Here is a 16,188-nt window from a genome sequence, read left to right on the forward strand (position 1 = left end):
GAATCAGGTCATTAATTTGTCTGTTTGTACCACACTTGACTCACACCCCAGAACAGCCTTTCGTGGCTTATCAGGTTAAATACTCTGTCCCGCAACTTACTTAACAGTGTTTCCAGCTTGGGATCCGGATAACGTTGGTTTATCGTATCCAGAGCATGAATCAGCGCCATTCGTGACAAACTATCAAGCTTTGGCTCTGAAGATTCCAGTTGTGCAAGATGGCAGATACGGATAACGGCTCTAAGTGCCCGTTCAGGGCCTGCTGACATGGACATAACCAAGTTAAGTTCATCCATGATGATTGCCTCACAACATTTTATGTAAGCATTATTTGAAGGGTCATGGTCACGGTATAAGCTCAATATGTGTTGATCTGGATAATGGTAAGCAGCAAGGTCAACAACATAGAGCCAGTCCTTAGGCCTGTCGGTTCCTGCTTTTCGCACGACGAGGTGGGAGGAAGAACATGACGCGTTGTATAAATAGTCGTTTTCTTTAAAGTGAGTCACTAACTCAAATTGAACCTGTGAGGTACTTCTTTCTTGAGCGATTTGATGCAGTCGTTCAGAAAGGTGTTGTACGATCTGATAGAAATACTCATTGCCCAAAGCGATAAGGTCAGTATCTCTTGGGGTTAAGGCTCTATGGATACAATTGGGAGTTATTACTTCCGGCAGGTATTCTCTGTGATCCATTTGCAGAGAACGCTCATTTCCCCAATACCTTTCTATTTGTTTCTGATAAGCACGACTGCCTGTATAAGCGGTAAAAACGCTCATATCACACAAGGTTCTGGCCGCTAAAGATACTTTTTCATGGCAATCCTCTCTCGCTGCAGCATTTTCATCGCATTCTGGCTCAATGTAGGTATAGGAAGCGAATTTTGACGCCAATGTCTCAGGGTTTTCTGGCCTCAGCTCTTCAGATTCGTGATAGGCGCGGGTATATAGAAGTTTTGTCCTGGTATCATAAGTGGATACCTGTATTTTTAATTGATCCACAAGATAATCCACGAGAGTGGTGCCTGTGAGTTGCTCTTTTATGGCTGTCTGGACACAGGGAATCAGGCAATGTGGATGATTAATTGCTGGGCTTCTATCTGGCTGTAAGAGTAACCTTGGTTGAAAAGGTTCCATGAAAACCGTTGGAGGAAGCTGGAGGCAGGTTGGCATTTGTTGTTCAGTAACTATTTGCCCTTCTGATGTTGGGTTGGATGATGGCCGTACTGCAGGCTCTTGGTACTTTTCTAGTCTCTTTCTTTGTTTTTCCAGCGACTGGTTATTCTTTTTCAATTGTTGAACGCATGCATCATGACCATGCTTTTTCTCTCTTTCTCTAAGCTCGGGGTATGCACTTTTAATCATTTGAAGACGTTTTTTAAAAACAGCTAAAAGAGCTGTACCAAGCTGGCTAAGCGCTTCATGGGTTTGTGACAGCGTTTCTTGTATGACTCTGTAAAGATTGTCTCTTAAAGTAATATCTTCCGAGCTACACTGCTGTTCATTTAATCGAGCGAGTTGTTGATGAATTTTATTAAACTCAGTCAGTCCCCTCCTGTTCGAGTCATTAAATTGATCTACGTGACGTTTAAACTCATGAGACTCTTCATGAGAGGATAATGTGTTTTCCACAAGAATTTTCGTCATGTAGGGCTTTATTTGTGCAATCAAGGCTTTGCAGTCATTCAGACATTGCACCATTCTTGCGCTGGAAAAGCTGCATCTGGCATATGCCAGACATAAAAGCTCACGATGGGATTTGGATACACGGGTTTCCAGTATATGAATGACTCTTTCCTGTTCTCGAAGCGTGAGTTCTGTGCTGACAAGCATCAGCTCACACTTGTCCAGTCCCTCATTGATTTTTGCTAATAAAATCTCATCATTTCTAAGAGTGACTCCTCTCCGGATCTGGAGCCACTCGCCTTCTGTTTCATTTAGAATGGGAGAGGGAGGGTTTTCTGCTGCTATTCCTGCCACTTCTTGTATATCGACTGCGACATGAGAACTCGCGGAACGGGCAGCTCCCTGCAAGCTCATTGAGTCGTTTTCTTTGTCGTCGGTTACAGTCGGGATAGACTGTTGGGGTGTCGACACATTCGGGGCGGTAGACGATTTCTGTCTATCACTGTATCTGACATCATTAGAACATTTTTGTCCTGTGACGGTTTGCCGCTTTTTACTATTACCACTTTGCTTTTCAGGGAACGGGTTTTCGATCTCTTCGAAATACTCGGCCAGTCTTTTTTCATTTTTTTGGGTTATCTGTATTAGCTGCTGTTTGATATCCAGAAGGGTGAAGAAGCTTTTGTCAAGTAAGTGCTTCTGGTCGCCAAGCATGCCGGCATTATCTACTTTCTCAACCCAGATGTGTAAATTACTCGCAAGTGTCTGAAGCTCACCAGTTTTCATCAATTGATTTTGTACCAGAGTTTCTGCTTCAATTTGTTCAATCGCATGCCTGAAATAGTGAATGGTAGCGTCAAGGCCAAGTGCTAAATGATGAGCAAGGGAAAATCGGCGATTTTGTTGACTCTCTATTTTCCATTGAGCGCACACTCGAGTAATTTCCTGTACGGTCGCGTCGTCAGCGACAACAGCATCAATAACCGATTTTATTGTTGGATCTGGTGGGGCAAAGCGTTGACAAATCTCTGTGAGGAGCGTTGTTGCTATTTCCCATTGTTCCGCGGACACCGCCGCATGTATCAGTTCAGCCTCGAAGAGATATTGCTCAATAAGGCTATCTTTTTTAAGAAAAAGATCGAAATCAGTGGTAGTGGCTTCTTCTCTGTAGCGACTGATCAGTTGAAATAACTGTCGTCTGGTGTCAGTAATATATTCAGCTTCGGGCTTTGAACGCTGTTGAAAAAAAAGTGTGACTGTAGCAAGTGCCGTACACAGTTTATCAACGGCTTCGTTCAGGAAAAAAAGACGACACCTTGGCTCTTTAATCTCGGGTTGAGGTATGCCTTTGATTTTATGACGCCGACCTTTGGATTTTGATGCAGGTGGAGTGAAATCAACATTCTTGATAGCGTCCAAGTCTCTAAGCCGACTTTCAATCAGCCATTGAAGAAACTTTAAGTGGCTATTAAGAAACGTTGATAAAATGGCTGCTATTTCGAAATCTTGGGTATCTCTATGGCTAAAGTAAGCACATAGGGCATCTCGGATATTATGGTAATAGCTTCCCAGTATGAATGCAGCTTTACCTCTATCGCTGCTTGGGAATTGGCACTGTGTTATTAAGGTAGGTTCATGTGAACGTGACAGAGCATCACTCAGTTCATTTATTTGATGACCAATGTGGGGGTTGCTGAAGCACAGCTCATGGTAGCGAGCACCCAGTGCTTCAAGTTCCTTAATTGAGCCTTGAATACGACTATTGAAATCCGGCGATGGAAAACGAAAACGTTGTGGTTCACATTCTGCTCTTTTTGCATAGACAGCGTTTTGAAAAGCGTGAATTTCATTTAAACCTGATGTAAGAACGTACTCTTGAAGACTCCCTGAAGGTATGAGTTTTCTAGTAGCAAGTGTCTTATTAGAGCCCGCTTTTTGGGGACTTTTTCTTTCATTATCACTTGGTTTTGCTTCCTGAGGGTTGTTGCGTCTCAATATCTGTTTAGTTTCAGGTTGGGCGTGACAGTGGTTGCTTGTTTTGCCTCGCCTCTTCCCATGTTTCGGTCTGCAGGATGGTGGCAGTACATCAAAATCTTTATTTGTTTTAGGCGATGTGTTTTCGGCGAGTTGAGGTTCAGCGTTATCTTCTTTAGGTAATCCCCCAAAGTTGGAAGTGACTGTTTTAGTTGTTGTTATGGCAAGGTCTGGGTAGGTGTCTGTTTTTAAGTTTTTGCTCTTTCTCTCAAGCTTGAGATCAATATCGCAGTCAGTGTCATTCGCTTCTGATATTGGAAGTGATAGTTTTTGTTCTGCTAGTTCGCACTCTACAGCTAAAGCTTGTAACTTTTCGAGGCTTGCCTCTGTGTCGTCAGTATCTACTTCTAATTCAGTTGTTGCTATGCGTAGGTCTGGATAGGTGCCTGTTTTGAGATTTATGTTCTGTCTCTCACGCTTGAGGTCAATATAGTGGTCAGAGACATATGCTTCTGTTCCTGGAAGTGGTAGTTTTTGTTCTTCTAGTTCGCACTTTACAGTTAAAAATTGTAACTTTTCCAGGCTTTCCTCTGAGTAGTCAGTCACTACTTCTGGTTCAGTTGGGCTAGCTATCAATCTCCCTTTTTCGGTGATATCGCTTTCGGAAAAATTGTCACCGATAGTTGGGTCTGGCTCAACCGGCTGAGTTATAAAATTGCCTGATAGGGATCTGTAGATTTTTACCTTCATGCTACCTGGAGAAATTGGGAGCTCGGGTTCTTGTGAGTCCCCTGTGTCATGAAACTGATGTTTTAACGTTTGTTGTGGTTCTGATCCGCATGATAAGCCTACCTCTCGGAAACCCATTGAGCCTGTTTCGAGTTCGGGAGAAAGTAGAACTGGTTTGTCATTTGGGGCAATGAGAGAATTGATACCTTGCTTTTCAAGCGTACTTCTTGGCATTGTTATTCATATCTAGCTATTGATTTGCCAACTTTTTCCAACAACCAGCTCATTATTATGCGAATACATGATTTAAAAAGAACTGCTCAGAAAAAGATTTACCATTAATAGCACTTTGAGATGACTTCTCTTCTGCTATATGTCACTTTGACCCTGATAATTCCTTTTTGTTCCTTCCATCCAAGAACTAAATTGCCATTAAATGAGCCTTTCATAGACCCACAAACTCAACGGTTTGCTCAATGATATGACAGGCCTGTAGAACTTACTGTGAAAGGGTGATTTGAGCTGTACACTTGACAGGACGGTATTATCAAGAAATTATATCTCATTAAACCTGCAATTTTCTCCCCCTGTTTTACGAAACAATTGTTCCTAATGAACGTTGAGAAAATTCATGCAATCCCTGGTATGGATTGCCACTGGTTTCCGGCTCTCAGCCCTGCGTATGGGTTGGCAAGAGTCATAGAACAAGCAGCCTCCGGTACGGGTTGCCACTGAAACAGTGAAAACAATGTAAGGACTCCTTCATGCCCGTTATTACGCTTCCCGATGGCAGCAAGCGCGAGTTTGCTGATGCAGTATCCGTAATGGAAGTCGCCCAGGACATCGGTCCAGGGCTGGCCAAGGCGACGCTCGCCGGCCGGGTAAATGGTGAACTGGTGGATGCCAGTGCCAAAATTACCGAAGATTCTGATTTATCCATCATCACCACCCGAGATCAAGAGGGTGTGGATGTTATTCGCCACTCCACCGCACACCTTCTGGCCATGGCCGTGCAGGACCTGTTTCCTGGTGCTCAGGTGACCATTGGGCCGGTGATTGAAAATGGCTTTTATTACGACTTCTCTTATGAACGCGCTTTCAATATGGACGATTTGTCCAAAATTGAAAAACGCATGGAAGAGCTGGCCAAGCAGGATCTCTCAATTGAGCGAGTGGTGATGAGCCGCGAAGAAGCCATCAGCGCGTTTAAAGCCATGGGCGAAGAGTACAAAGTTGAGATCATCAACGACCTGCCAGCCAGTGAAGAGATCTCTATATACCGTCAGGGTGAGTGGATGGACCTCTGCCGTGGCCCACACGTACCTTCTACCGGCAAACTGAAAGCGTTCAAGCTGATGCGGGTTGCGGGTGCCTACTGGCGTGGCGATTCCAATAATGAAATGCTGACCCGCGTCTACGGTACCGCCTGGGAAGACAAAAAAGCCCTTAAGGCCTACCTGCATCGTCTGGAAGAAGCGGAAAAGCGTGACCACCGTAAACTGGCTAAAAAGCTCGACCTGTTCCATATGCAAGAAGAGGCGCCAGGCATGGTGTTCTGGCATCCAAATGGCTGGGTGATCTATCAGGAACTGGAACAGTACATGCGCAACAAGCAGCGCCTGGCCGGTTATGAAGAGATCAAGACACCACAGCTGGTGGACCGGAGCCTGTGGGAGAAGTCCGGACACTGGGATAAATATGCGGATGGCATGTTTACTACCAGTTCTGAAAACAAGGACATGGCCATCAAGCCAATGAACTGCCCTTGTCATGTCCAGGTCTTTAATCAGGGGCTGAAGAGCTACCGTGATCTGCCACTGCGACTGGCTGAGTTTGGCTCCTGCCATCGTAATGAACCTTCCGGCTCTCTGCACGGGTTGATGCGTGTCCGTGGCTTTGTTCAGGACGATGCCCATATTTTTGCCACTGAGGACCAGATTCAGTCAGAAGTCTGTGAGTTCATCGACTTCCTGCACAGTGTTTACGATGATTTCGGTTTTGATCGCGAGAACCTGATTTACAAGCTCTCAACCCGTCCTGAAAAGCGCGTAGGTTCTGATGAAATCTGGGATAAAGCCGAAAAGGCACTGGCAGAAGCCCTGGATGCCAAGGAACTTCCATGGGAAGAATTGCCTGGTGAAGGTGCTTTCTACGGACCTAAGATCGAATTTTCCCTGAAAGACTGTATTGGCCGGGTGTGGCAATGTGGCACCATTCAGGTGGATTTCTCCATGCCGGGTCGACTCGGCGCTGAGTATGTGGATGAGCACGGAGAGCGCAAAACACCCGTTATGCTTCACCGCGCAACCCTGGGCTCCTTCGAACGCTTTATCGGAATTCTGATTGAGCACTATGAGGGCTCAATGCCGGTCTGGTTGGCTCCTACGCAGGCTGCTATCCTCAATATCACTGATCGTCAGGCAGATTATGCCAGAAAACTGGAAAAAAACCTGTCTGAACAGGGTATCAGGGTAAAAGCGGACTTGAGAAACGAGAAAATCGGCTTTAAAATCCGCGAACACACCTTAATGAAGGTTCCTTATCTACTGGTGATCGGTGATAAGGAGATGGAAGACAATACCGTTGCGGTTCGTACCCGTACCGGTGAAGATCTGGGCGTAATGTCCATCGAAGCGTTCCAGGAACGCCTGCAGGCAGATGTACTTAAGCGTGGTCGCACTGCCTGACCGGCTAAAATTGGTTTCTGATACGTTTCGAGAAAACTGTCCCGGGTTGCCTGATGGTCTGGCAGCTCAGGGACGTACTATGTTGCTTACACAGGAGATACAACCATCAGACGCAACAGCTTCCGTGATCGTCGCCCAGTAAAGGCTCCGATTAATGAAAATATCCGTGCGAAAGAGGTCCGCCTCATTGGGGCCGACGGAGAACAGGTCGGTGTAGTTGATATACAAGATGCGTTAAGCATGGCCGTGGAAGCGGGGCTGGATCTGGTTGAGATCAATGCGACCAGTGAGCCGCCGGTCTGTAAGATCCTGGATTATGGTAAGCACCAGTACGAATCGAAAAAGCAGAAGGCTGCGGCCAAGAAAAAGCAGACTTTGATCCAGGTGAAAGAAATCAAGTTTCGCCCGGGTACTGAAGAAGGGGATTATCAGGTAAAACTGCGCAACCTGATACGTTTCCTTACCGAGGGCAACAAGGCGAAGGTCTCCCTTCGTTTTCGTGGTCGTGAGATGGCTCACCAGGAGCTGGGCATGGAACTGATGAAACGGGTTGAACACGACCTGGAAGAAATCGGAACCGTTGAACAGCATCCAAAAATGGAAGGCCGTCAACTGATCATGGTGATTGCCCCTAAAAAGAAGAAGTAATTCGTTTTAGCAGAAACCGGTGGCTTCCTGCACGAAGTACAGGATCGTTGCCGGTTTTTTCGTGAATTACTGTTTTTTAAACTATCCCGACATTGTCAGACCTCTGGGTTCTGCTCAATGATCGCGAATGCGGAGTGTTTTTCATGCCAAAGATGAAAACCAACAGTGGAGCCGCGAAGCGTTTCAAGAAAACTGCTTCCGGTTACAAGCGTAAAGGTGCCTTCAAGAGTCACATCCTGACCAAGATGACCACCAAGCGTAAGCGTCAGCTGCGTGGTACCTCCCTGGTATCTCCAGCCGATCAGGGTCTCGTTAAGCGTATGCTGCGCGACTAATCGCTTTTTTGATCATTTTTTAGGAGAGATAACTCATGGCACGTGTTAAGCGTGGCGTCATTGCGCGCCGTCGTCACAAGAAAGTTCTGAAGCAGGCTAAAGGTTACTATGGTGCACGTTCACGTGTATTCCGTGTAGCCAAGCAGGCAGTTACCAAAGCTGGTCAGTATGCTTACCGCGACCGTCGTCAGCGTAAGCGTCAGTTCCGCGCTCTGTGGATTGCCCGTATCAATGCCGGTGCTCGCGTGAATGGTCTGTCTTACAGCCGTTTCATCGCTGGTATGAAGAAAGCGGCTATCGAAATCGACCGTAAGGTTCTGGCTGATCTGGCCGTTCATGACAAGGCGATTTTTGGCCAGCTGGTTGAAAAGGCTAAAGCTGCTCTGGCTTAAGTTTTTATACCGGTTTTGTAAAAGGGAGATCTGCTTTGCAGGCCTCCCTTTTTTTATTTGCTAATCATATTTTTGGAAAAATTAGCACTGATTGATAAAAATGGGTTAGTGCATCAGTCCTTCATGTGTTTTTATCATCAACCATGACAAATAGCCTGTTTATTCTTCTTCCTGAATTGTGAAGCTCGGATGGTCTGGCCACAAGCCCCAAATATCTATATGACGTTTTCCTGTTAGCCAGGTTCCTAATGGGGTATTCCAACTGTTGTGCAGAGCGGTATATGGCAGACTTCCAATGAACTCCAGTTTCAGTTCCAAGCTGGTAGCATCCAGAGGAATATCACCAATTGAGCCTTGCAGAAAGCCAGATATTTTTGTCTGCTTCTCCTCCCTGCCTCCCTGTGTGTGGTAAGTGGCAGTAGCAATCACTATATAGCTGCTATGGTTTTTAAAAATAAGCTCAAAATCATTAATTTTCTCAACCCAGAGCGGAATAACGGTCTCACCATGGATTGAGGCAAATGTGTAAGCAACGGGAACGAGTTCATCAGTCACTTCGTTAGGTGTCGCAGGCCAGAGAATTGAGACAATATTGCTGCTGCTTTCTGCGCTGGAATAACTTGCTGAAGCCTTTGCGTTTCCAAGCATACTTTGAAGGCCTTTTCCCTCCCCCGAAATACTCCATTCAGCTGAGTCGGAAACGGAGGCAAGATTAACGCCGCTCTTTGCCAATATAACGGCAGTAATGATGCCAAAGCCCTGACTGATTTCACCGGTCAATGGGTTAAGCATATTCATTTCTCGGGCAACTGACTTGAGAAATTCCATATTTGTATTGATGCTGTCAGCACTATTAGATAAATGTTGCTCTTCAGCAAGAATCCACTGAGCCGACATGGCTCCCTTGGCAGAAAACTCCCACTTTAATGTGACCTGTGCACTGGCCTCTGCAGACCCGGTAGCTGTATTTGTAGAAAACACATTCGGTCCTAACACATGCTGTGTCGATACTTTTAGTTTTTCTGATAATGGACTGACAGTTATACTCAGGTTGTTAAGGCGAAGCCCGGAGGGATTAAATGTGGAATCATGCCCAACAACGCCGATAGCACCTACTTCTACACTTTTGCTTAGACTCCAGTTCCCCCACCAGCCGGGTTTGGCTTCACGTATCAGCTCTGTATAGGTATCGGACAAATAGTCATCAGGTAAGGTATTCAGTTCAATACTGGCAGACAATACAGGCCAAAGGTTCAATGCCGAAACGATAGAAATTATGACAAGGAGGGGTCTTCTTAGCCGCGACATCTTCGGTACTCCAAAGGTGCAAAAAGAATAAGCGTAACTATTCAGCACCCAGCAAAGGCGTATTGTTGTAATTTCGAACCGCTTTAAGAAGCGCCTGAAATATGTTCAACCCCTGCTTTTTAGCAGATGATAAATAGCTTCGGATTCGGGTAAACATGGTACCTCCGTCTTCGCTTCTGAAGCAGCCTGAGATCTTCTGCTTAAGTTTGGCCATCCTGGCATCACGTTCACTGCCATTGTTATCGAAGGGAATTGAAAAGTCCGACATGAAGCGCAACGTTTCAACCTTAAACTCAATAAGCCTTTTGAACAGGTTGTAGGCCTTGGTATTCCTGACCTTCTTACGTCCAAGCACCTGTCGTTGTTTTTCCATATAAGCGGTTTCCTTCGTGAGAGCCCTTTGAAGGATTTGGTCGTATATCGTCTCAATGCGAAGCTGTATTGCACCAGGCATTTGAGTCAGACCGGCTGCTTTGTATTTCTTGCAGAAGTGCCAGGAGAGCGTAAGCAATTTCATCAGCCGCAGAGCCAGCTTATTCGCATCCCTATCGACAACTCCCTGAAGCTCTCTCAGATGATGGGCATTACAAAGCACATGCACTGCCGCATAGGCAAAGTAGGACTTCCAATGATCGTGAACCAGAATGCCTGCAAAAGTCAGCAGGATGCCCATTGCATCCATTGCTTCACAACCTCGCCTTTCTGAGAGGTAGTAAAGCGTCCATTGGTCATCTCGCATAATGTGTAACCACCACAGTGAACCGTCAACCCGCATGCCAGTTTCATCCGCTCCTGCAACCGGACTTTCTTGTAAAGCATCGCGGATACTCTGCTCAGTAGAGGCCAGGTTCTCATGGGTATAGGCAACAAAATTGGCAACAGAGCCTGCGCTGACACTCATGCAATAAATAGTATTGAAATACTCAGACACCCGGTGATATGGGATGAAGTGATACTGGTTTAAATGAACAGCCATTGCCTGAGTCACTTCTCCGTATTGAGCAGCGGCTTTCACTCCTTGGGGAAACTCAGCGGTGTTCCGTTTACCACAAGGACATACTTTAACGTCTGCCCAGTACGCGGTAACTTCAAATTCTCCGGGTCTACCTGGATCAAAAACCTGTCGCTCAATGTATTTGGTGGGTTTAATATCGATAAGCGAAGACTGGCAACAGCAACATTTTTCAACCTTCAGATGCCTGACATAATCGGGTAAGGCGACACGTCTCAAACAAGAGCCTTGATGACCTTTCTGGCCACCTGGTTTATTGCCTGAAGATGGTCTAAGGCTTTTGGGGTTCGGTGTTTCCTGTGAGGAGCAGGGGGCTTCTTTGGAAGATGTATCACCTTTATCACTCCCTTTTTTACTGGGCTTTTGATAACCATCTGACGATGGTGGCTTACTACTGTTTTGACTGTTTTTATTAACCCTTTCTTCCAGTTCGCTGCAACGTTCCCGTAAAAGCGCATTCTCGGTCCGAAGCTCTTCATTCTCTTTAAGGAGAGCTTCGGTAAACGGAGTAGCTGGGAAGTCTGGTTCCATACTGGAGATTTGTTAGAAAAATTGAGTATAAGATGATGGTCGAAAAATCAGAAAATTCCAGATTTATATGAAGGGTGCTGAATAGTTACGAATAAGCACAATTGAATCAGCTGGGCTCGAAGTATAGGTCGTAATATGTACGACATAGTAAAATTATTTTTTAATGGAGGATAGCCCTAGTAATTAAGCTTGTTTCATGCCATCAGTCTCACATTCTACAAAGCATCGCATAGCTTTTTGTCGGCCTTTGGGGGGGGAAGTACTGCTTATCATGTAATTGGGGGCTCCCTATGTGCGTAACTTAATATGACTCTATTTTTGTCATCACTTATGTCTGTCAGGCTTGGTGCAGTACCTCATGAACTCAATAAAACTTTATCGACCTTAAAGTAAATCGCCCTTAGTGAAATAGGCCTTTGGAAATAAAGTAAGCAGTGATCTGAAGCAATAAATGTATGATAAAAATACATAAAATATTTATTTGTATATTGGGTTTCGATTATAGCTCCCTTCATCGCCAGCTCATTTCCTTTTTCTTCAACTAGCAAGGGAAAGGGAGTCTCTGTCTTTGATTACTTCAGAAAACAGCATAGAAAAGAAATGATAAATCTGGTTTACGTAAGCAGTGCTTCCAGGATGATGGATGAACAGCAACTGACCGCTCTTTTGGAGCAAAGCAGGGATCGTAATCTTCGACAAAATGTCACAGGAATGTTGATCTACTGCGATGGAAACTTCTTTCAGGTGCTGGAAGGTGAAGAGAAAGACGTTAAAGAGATTTACCATTCAATTTCCTGCGATAGCCGCAATAATGGAAATATTGTATTAATTGAGTCTCAGATTGTCCGGCGTAACTTTCCCGAGTGGTCCATGGGCTTTAAAGTACTGTGCAGAAATGACCTAATGGGGGTAGCAGGCTTTTCAGAGTTTCTGGTAAGGAATATGGATTTTGATGAGTTCGCTTTCTATCGGGATGCTGTCGTTGAATTATTGTACAGTTTCAAGAACAGCAATACCTGTCTTGGATCTTCCAATGGGAGTCGCGGACACATATCGTGTACCTGCTCAGCCAGTTTTTGAAAATTGAATAATTAAGAAGCAAACAGGCGCCTATTGCGCCTGTTCTGAGTGATTGACTTGTTGCCTTAAACTGCTTCAGAAGATTCAGTCTTAAAGACTTTTCGCTCTTTAAGCTCATCTTTCAGTTCTGCAACATCAGTATAGAACTGGTCATACCACTTACGAAGCTGGTAGACAGGACCATCTCCATCACAGAGCAGTGGGTTATCAATCCGGACTTTGTTGTCCCAGATCTCCACATCTTCATAAAATGCTTCCTGTGCCTGTTGAATGTAGGCTTGAGCAACCTCACGATTCTGCTCGTCAGTCAGTCCAGGAATCTTCTTTACTAGAACGCCGTAGCGTAGGGTAAAGCTGTTCAGATCAACAGGTACATGGCAATTCAGGAGGATTGAATGAATGGGCATGCCGTTCATTTCACCCGACATGTCGGTAATCTGATAAGAAGGGCCGTAGTAGGTGGCGACTGTCTTCAGTTCACCTTCCTCAGCCAGACGCTCGCTCTTGCCAATCATGGTCTGTTCGGCGACATGACCTTCAAAAACATTGGAGAACAGTTTGATGGGGGCACCATGAACCGGGCCAAAGTGGGCTTTGTCGGCGACATTGTCGACGAGCTCGCGGCAGTTTGTGCCGATATGCATCTCGGCAATCTCCCAGTCAGACCACTCTTCATCAAAGCAGGCCTCAATGCGGGGAATGGCCTGTTCTTCGATTGGAGGGTTGCCTTCCGGATCATTCCAGACATACAGCAGGTTATTCTCTTCACAGACAGGCCAGGACTTGATACGTGCTTTGGGGGGGATACGCTTGGCGTAAGGAATATCATCACAAACGCCTTCTGAATTCCAGCGCCAGTCGTGGAATGGACAGCGAATGGAGTTGCCCTCAATACAGCCTTTGCTCAGGTCAGCACCCATATGAGGGCAGTAAGCATCCAGTATATGAACATTACCATCTTCTCCCTGAAAGGCGACCAGCTTCGTACCAAATGCTTCAATCGTATGGGCTTTGCCATCCTTGTAGTTTTCCAGCTTTCCAAGGCAGTGCCAGCCACGGGCGTAACGGTCGGGTACCGGGTTCGTCTCAATCAGGTGCAACTTGCTCATATTATTGTTCTCCTCGCTGCATGCTCTGGCGATCTGCCACTTTCAAAACGATTTTCCCAAGCCTTTAAAAGCATCGAACATCGTCAGGGCAGAAGGCTTGCAAAATCCTCATGTTGCGATTGTCTAGTGAGGAGTCGCTGGTCATCATCGTCTAAGTGGACGATTGCCAGAGAAGTCTATTGATCCAGGTCAGTTTTTTGGTGCAGTAACACCTGCGCTTGATGAAAGCCTGACCGGATCTACTAAATTGTATTCCTATTATGTCTACGAATAGGTTAGCCACAAGGAATTAATTGATCAGATGGTATTGCTACTTTTTTAAGTATGTACAATGAAGGTGCTCCACACTCTAAATTTATGTCATTCTCTTCTGGGATGTGATAGACCTTATGGTCATCAAAGAGCATCCATTTCCCATCTGCTCGCTTGATAGATGCCCTGTAATGCCGATCCAATTCATCACTCTCTTCAGCATGAAAAACAGTGCATACTTTTTCGTATTCATGCCTTTCATCAATTAGGGTGTCTTTATTTCGGAATGTAAGTGAAACCTTTGTACTGTCATCTTTCAGCAACCTATCTGCAATAGACGCTCTTTGATAAAAATCACCGGGGAATCTGAGTTGAACTGTGACTAATTCAGGAGGGTTGGATGCAACCAGTACCGTTCTTTGGTTTTCAACAAGCCAGTTTTTTCTACTCTCCTTATTTAACTCAATATCTACCGCAATCTCTACACAGCTGCTTTGTTTGTCTGTTGCATACAAAAAATGTTTTGGCTCAACGGTTATGATTTGCTGGTCTCCTGAGTTAGTGGGAGACATGTGATCATCCAGTATCATTTGGAGAGAAAAGCCTGCTTTCAATGATTGCTCTAAAGAAATAGCAGGCATATAAATTCGACTTTCTGCTGGTCTTACATCTGTTGATACGTTACTTATTACTTCATCATATGTAACAATCGTGATTTTTTTTCCCTCTTTAGTTACACATTTTTCTATCATTTCATGATACAAAAGCTCTTGAGGGAGACAGCTTTCAGCCAGTATGTCTAAAAATGGTAGTAAAAACTCAGCGCAATCTTGTGACCTTAAGTGGCTGGGTTCGGAGACTTTAGCAATTGTTTCAATGCCTGAAAATAAATGCAGTTTAGAGGCTTCAATAAGAACTTGAATCATAGTTTTACATGTTTTTTGAAACTTAATATGTTCCTTATCAGGAATCTCATCAATATGGTCTTTTTCAGAGAACTCATCATTAATTGAAAGTAGGCAGTGCTGAAGCACCGTAGAAAGAAGGCAGTCTAGGCTACTTTCTACTTTTGATGCTTCATCCTGAAGCTCCTGGATAGCTTCCTCGTTGACAGGTATATCTGAGTGGGTCAATAGATTTTCAAATTGTTCCTGCATCTTGTTTTTTTCATCCTGCAATCTTTTTCCTTCAGCTTTCAGAAAACTCCCGATGTCTAAGTCTAATGATGTTGATTGTTCATCTTTAACAGGATTCACTTTTACCGGTTTATATCCCAGTTCCTCTAACCTCACTTTAAGATCATCCCGTTGAATACGAAGTCTTGGAAAATAAAATGGCATAAAACCAGCAAGCGTAGCCGAAACAAAGCAAGTCCTTCGAAAGTTAGGGTATCCATACATATGTTCGGCGGGTATGAGTGATTTCTTCAGATCATGATAAGTATATAAGTCTCTGAGCCTTTTTCTTTCTTTTGCCTCCTCTTTTTCTTTTTCGCTAACATCAAATATTTCATCCAGGTTCATTTCTGTTAGTTCTGTATGTTTAAGTACCATAAGATATCCGGGAAGATACTTTGAGGCAGTTGGGGAAAAATGAGAGCATAGTTTTTTTTCTACTATAGTGAGATTCCAGCTGTTAATTTGGGGGGAGAAATTAAAATGCAAGGGTGATTTTGAATAATTTTTAATGGTTATTAACTCTTTAATCCATGTGTTATCAAATTGCAGGTAAAAATACCTGATAATATGATTGATCTCATTCTCAAGGTTGGAAAGTGCATCATTACTTGCATCACTGTCTTTAGAGTAGTAATGGCTTTTGAATTGAATAGTTGTAAAAGTTAACAGCTGTATTGCTAAAGTGACTTCATCTCGGTGTGGATAGGGTCTATTGAGATTTCGTTCTATCGCTTCTAAATAGGGTTGCAAATGAGTGATCCACTCAGAATCAATGTAATCACTGGTTCGAAATCTAGGATCATTGTTGCGGTGGTTATGAGTACGAAGTGCGCAGAATACAGAAATTTTTCCCCAGCAACCATCTCTGTTTTTAATTTGCTCAAGTAAAGTTAAAATCGTATCTGGTTTGAACCTGTCCTTTAAATCTTCTGGAGCACTTACTGCTTTAATGTCTTGTAGCTCTTTGGTGCAGGGTTGTATGGTACATACTAAAGCTTTGGCAGATTCTGGCTGAGTAGAATGCGTATCTGAAGCATAGTCTTGATATTCTGACCCTGGAAGTAATGGTGTGGTAAGCTCATCCCTTGAAAATGGAGGCTGATCTGGTTCATTTGTGCTCTGAACTACTCTAATTGCTCTTGCTTGCACCTCTACTCCAACTGTTGGGGTAGACATCGCTCTTTCCATATTTGTTGAAGAAAAAACGCTAGGTTCTAGTGCCCATGGTCCAAAAGTTGCTGGCGTACTGAGCCCTCTGGTTTTTAATAAATTTTTATTTAATTGGTAAGTCTGGCGAAGATCAGATGATGAAGCGCTGTAATCCATAG

Annotated in this window: 10 protein-coding genes; 5 read left to right on the plus strand and 5 right to left on the minus strand. The window is 44.5% G+C overall.

Annotated elements, in window-relative coordinates; genetic code table 11:
* Positions 1–11: 11 nt before the first annotated feature.
* A complete protein-coding gene (locus tag ACOCLE_RS01940; RefSeq protein WP_419535288.1) occupies positions 12–4,562 on the minus strand; it encodes a hypothetical protein in 4,551 nt (1,516 codons plus the stop codon).
* A 530-nt stretch (positions 4,563–5,092) separates the two neighbouring features.
* Between ACOCLE_RS01940 and thrS the strand changes: the two genes are divergently transcribed.
* The 4 genes from thrS to rplT all read left to right on the plus strand — a co-directional run bounded on the left by thrS (position 5,093) and on the right by rplT (position 8,390).
* On the plus strand, positions 5,093–7,015 hold the full coding sequence (gene thrS / locus ACOCLE_RS01945) for a threonine--tRNA ligase (RefSeq protein ID WP_419535289.1): 1,923 nt from the start codon (positions 5,093–5,095) through the stop codon (positions 7,013–7,015).
* Positions 7,016–7,120: 105 nt separating this feature from the next.
* Positions 7,121–7,663 carry a translation initiation factor IF-3 gene (gene infC, locus ACOCLE_RS01950; RefSeq protein WP_066018012.1) on the plus strand — a complete coding sequence of 181 codons (543 nt, stop codon included), beginning with the start codon at positions 7,121–7,123 and terminating at the stop codon, positions 7,661–7,663.
* 143 nt (positions 7,664–7,806) lie between these two features.
* Positions 7,807–7,998, plus strand: a complete 192-nt coding sequence (gene rpmI, locus ACOCLE_RS01955) for a 50S ribosomal protein L35 (protein WP_066018013.1) — start codon at positions 7,807–7,809, stop codon at positions 7,996–7,998.
* A 35-nt stretch (positions 7,999–8,033) separates the two neighbouring features.
* Positions 8,034–8,390 carry a 50S ribosomal protein L20 gene (rplT, locus tag ACOCLE_RS01960; protein WP_419535290.1) on the plus strand — a complete coding sequence of 119 codons (357 nt, stop codon included), beginning with the start codon at positions 8,034–8,036 and terminating at the stop codon, positions 8,388–8,390.
* 159 nt (positions 8,391–8,549) lie between these two features.
* Here rplT and ACOCLE_RS01965 read toward each other — a convergent pair whose 3' ends face one another.
* Together ACOCLE_RS01965 and tnpC are read right to left on the minus strand one after the other, a co-directional pair.
* Complete coding sequence (locus tag ACOCLE_RS01965) at positions 8,550–9,746, minus strand: hypothetical protein (protein ID WP_419535291.1); 1,197 nt, start codon at positions 9,744–9,746, stop codon at positions 8,550–8,552.
* The gene (gene tnpC, locus ACOCLE_RS01970; RefSeq protein ID WP_419532963.1) at positions 9,736–11,241 is read right to left on the minus strand and encodes an IS66 family transposase; all 1,506 of its coding nucleotides are present in this window, start codon (positions 11,239–11,241) and stop codon (positions 9,736–9,738) included. The genes ACOCLE_RS01965 and tnpC overlap by 11 nt, the downstream gene beginning before the upstream one ends.
* Positions 11,242–11,841: 600 nt before the next feature.
* On the opposite strand from tnpC, the gene ACOCLE_RS01975 reads away from it, so the two are divergent.
* Positions 11,842–12,321 (plus strand): BLUF domain-containing protein, encoded by a 480-nt coding sequence (locus ACOCLE_RS01975; protein WP_419535292.1) that lies wholly within the window; start codon positions 11,842–11,844, stop codon positions 12,319–12,321.
* A 65-nt stretch (positions 12,322–12,386) separates the two neighbouring features.
* Here ACOCLE_RS01975 and ACOCLE_RS01980 read toward each other — a convergent pair whose 3' ends face one another.
* Positions 12,387–13,430: a Rieske 2Fe-2S domain-containing protein gene (locus ACOCLE_RS01980; protein ID WP_419535293.1), complete on the minus strand. Its 1,044-nt coding sequence runs from the start codon at positions 13,428–13,430 to the stop codon at positions 12,387–12,389.
* A gap of 275 nt (positions 13,431–13,705) precedes the next feature.
* Positions 13,706–16,186, minus strand: a complete 2,481-nt coding sequence (locus ACOCLE_RS01985; protein ID WP_419535294.1) for a ubiquitin carboxyl-terminal hydrolase — start codon at positions 16,184–16,186, stop codon at positions 13,706–13,708.
* Positions 16,187–16,188: the final 2 nt, after the last annotated feature.

The sequence above is a fragment of the Endozoicomonas sp. genome (assembly GCF_965196975.1).
Lineage (GTDB): Bacteria > Pseudomonadota > Gammaproteobacteria > Pseudomonadales > Endozoicomonadaceae > Endozoicomonas.

Bases quoted from the DNA above. Each gene is read 5' to 3' on its own strand.
- tnpC (WP_419532963.1), bottom strand. From the start codon at position 11,241: ATGGAACCAGACTTCCCAGCTACTCCGTTTACCGAAGCTCTCCTTAAA.
- ACOCLE_RS01985 (WP_419535294.1), bottom strand. From the start codon at position 16,186: ATGGATTACAGCGCTTCATCATCTGATCTTCGCCAGACTTACCAATTA.
- rplT (WP_419535290.1), top strand. From the start codon at position 8,034: ATGGCACGTGTTAAGCGTGGCGTCATTGCGCGCCGTCGTCACAAGAAA.
- ACOCLE_RS01975 (WP_419535292.1), top strand. From the start codon at position 11,842: ATGATAAATCTGGTTTACGTAAGCAGTGCTTCCAGGATGATGGATGAA.
- rpmI (WP_066018013.1), top strand. From the start codon at position 7,807: ATGCCAAAGATGAAAACCAACAGTGGAGCCGCGAAGCGTTTCAAGAAA.
- ACOCLE_RS01980 (WP_419535293.1), bottom strand. From the start codon at position 13,430: ATGAGCAAGTTGCACCTGATTGAGACGAACCCGGTACCCGACCGTTAC.
- thrS (WP_419535289.1), top strand. From the start codon at position 5,093: ATGCCCGTTATTACGCTTCCCGATGGCAGCAAGCGCGAGTTTGCTGAT.
- ACOCLE_RS01940 (WP_419535288.1), bottom strand. From the start codon at position 4,562: ATGCCAAGAAGTACGCTTGAAAAGCAAGGTATCAATTCTCTCATTGCC.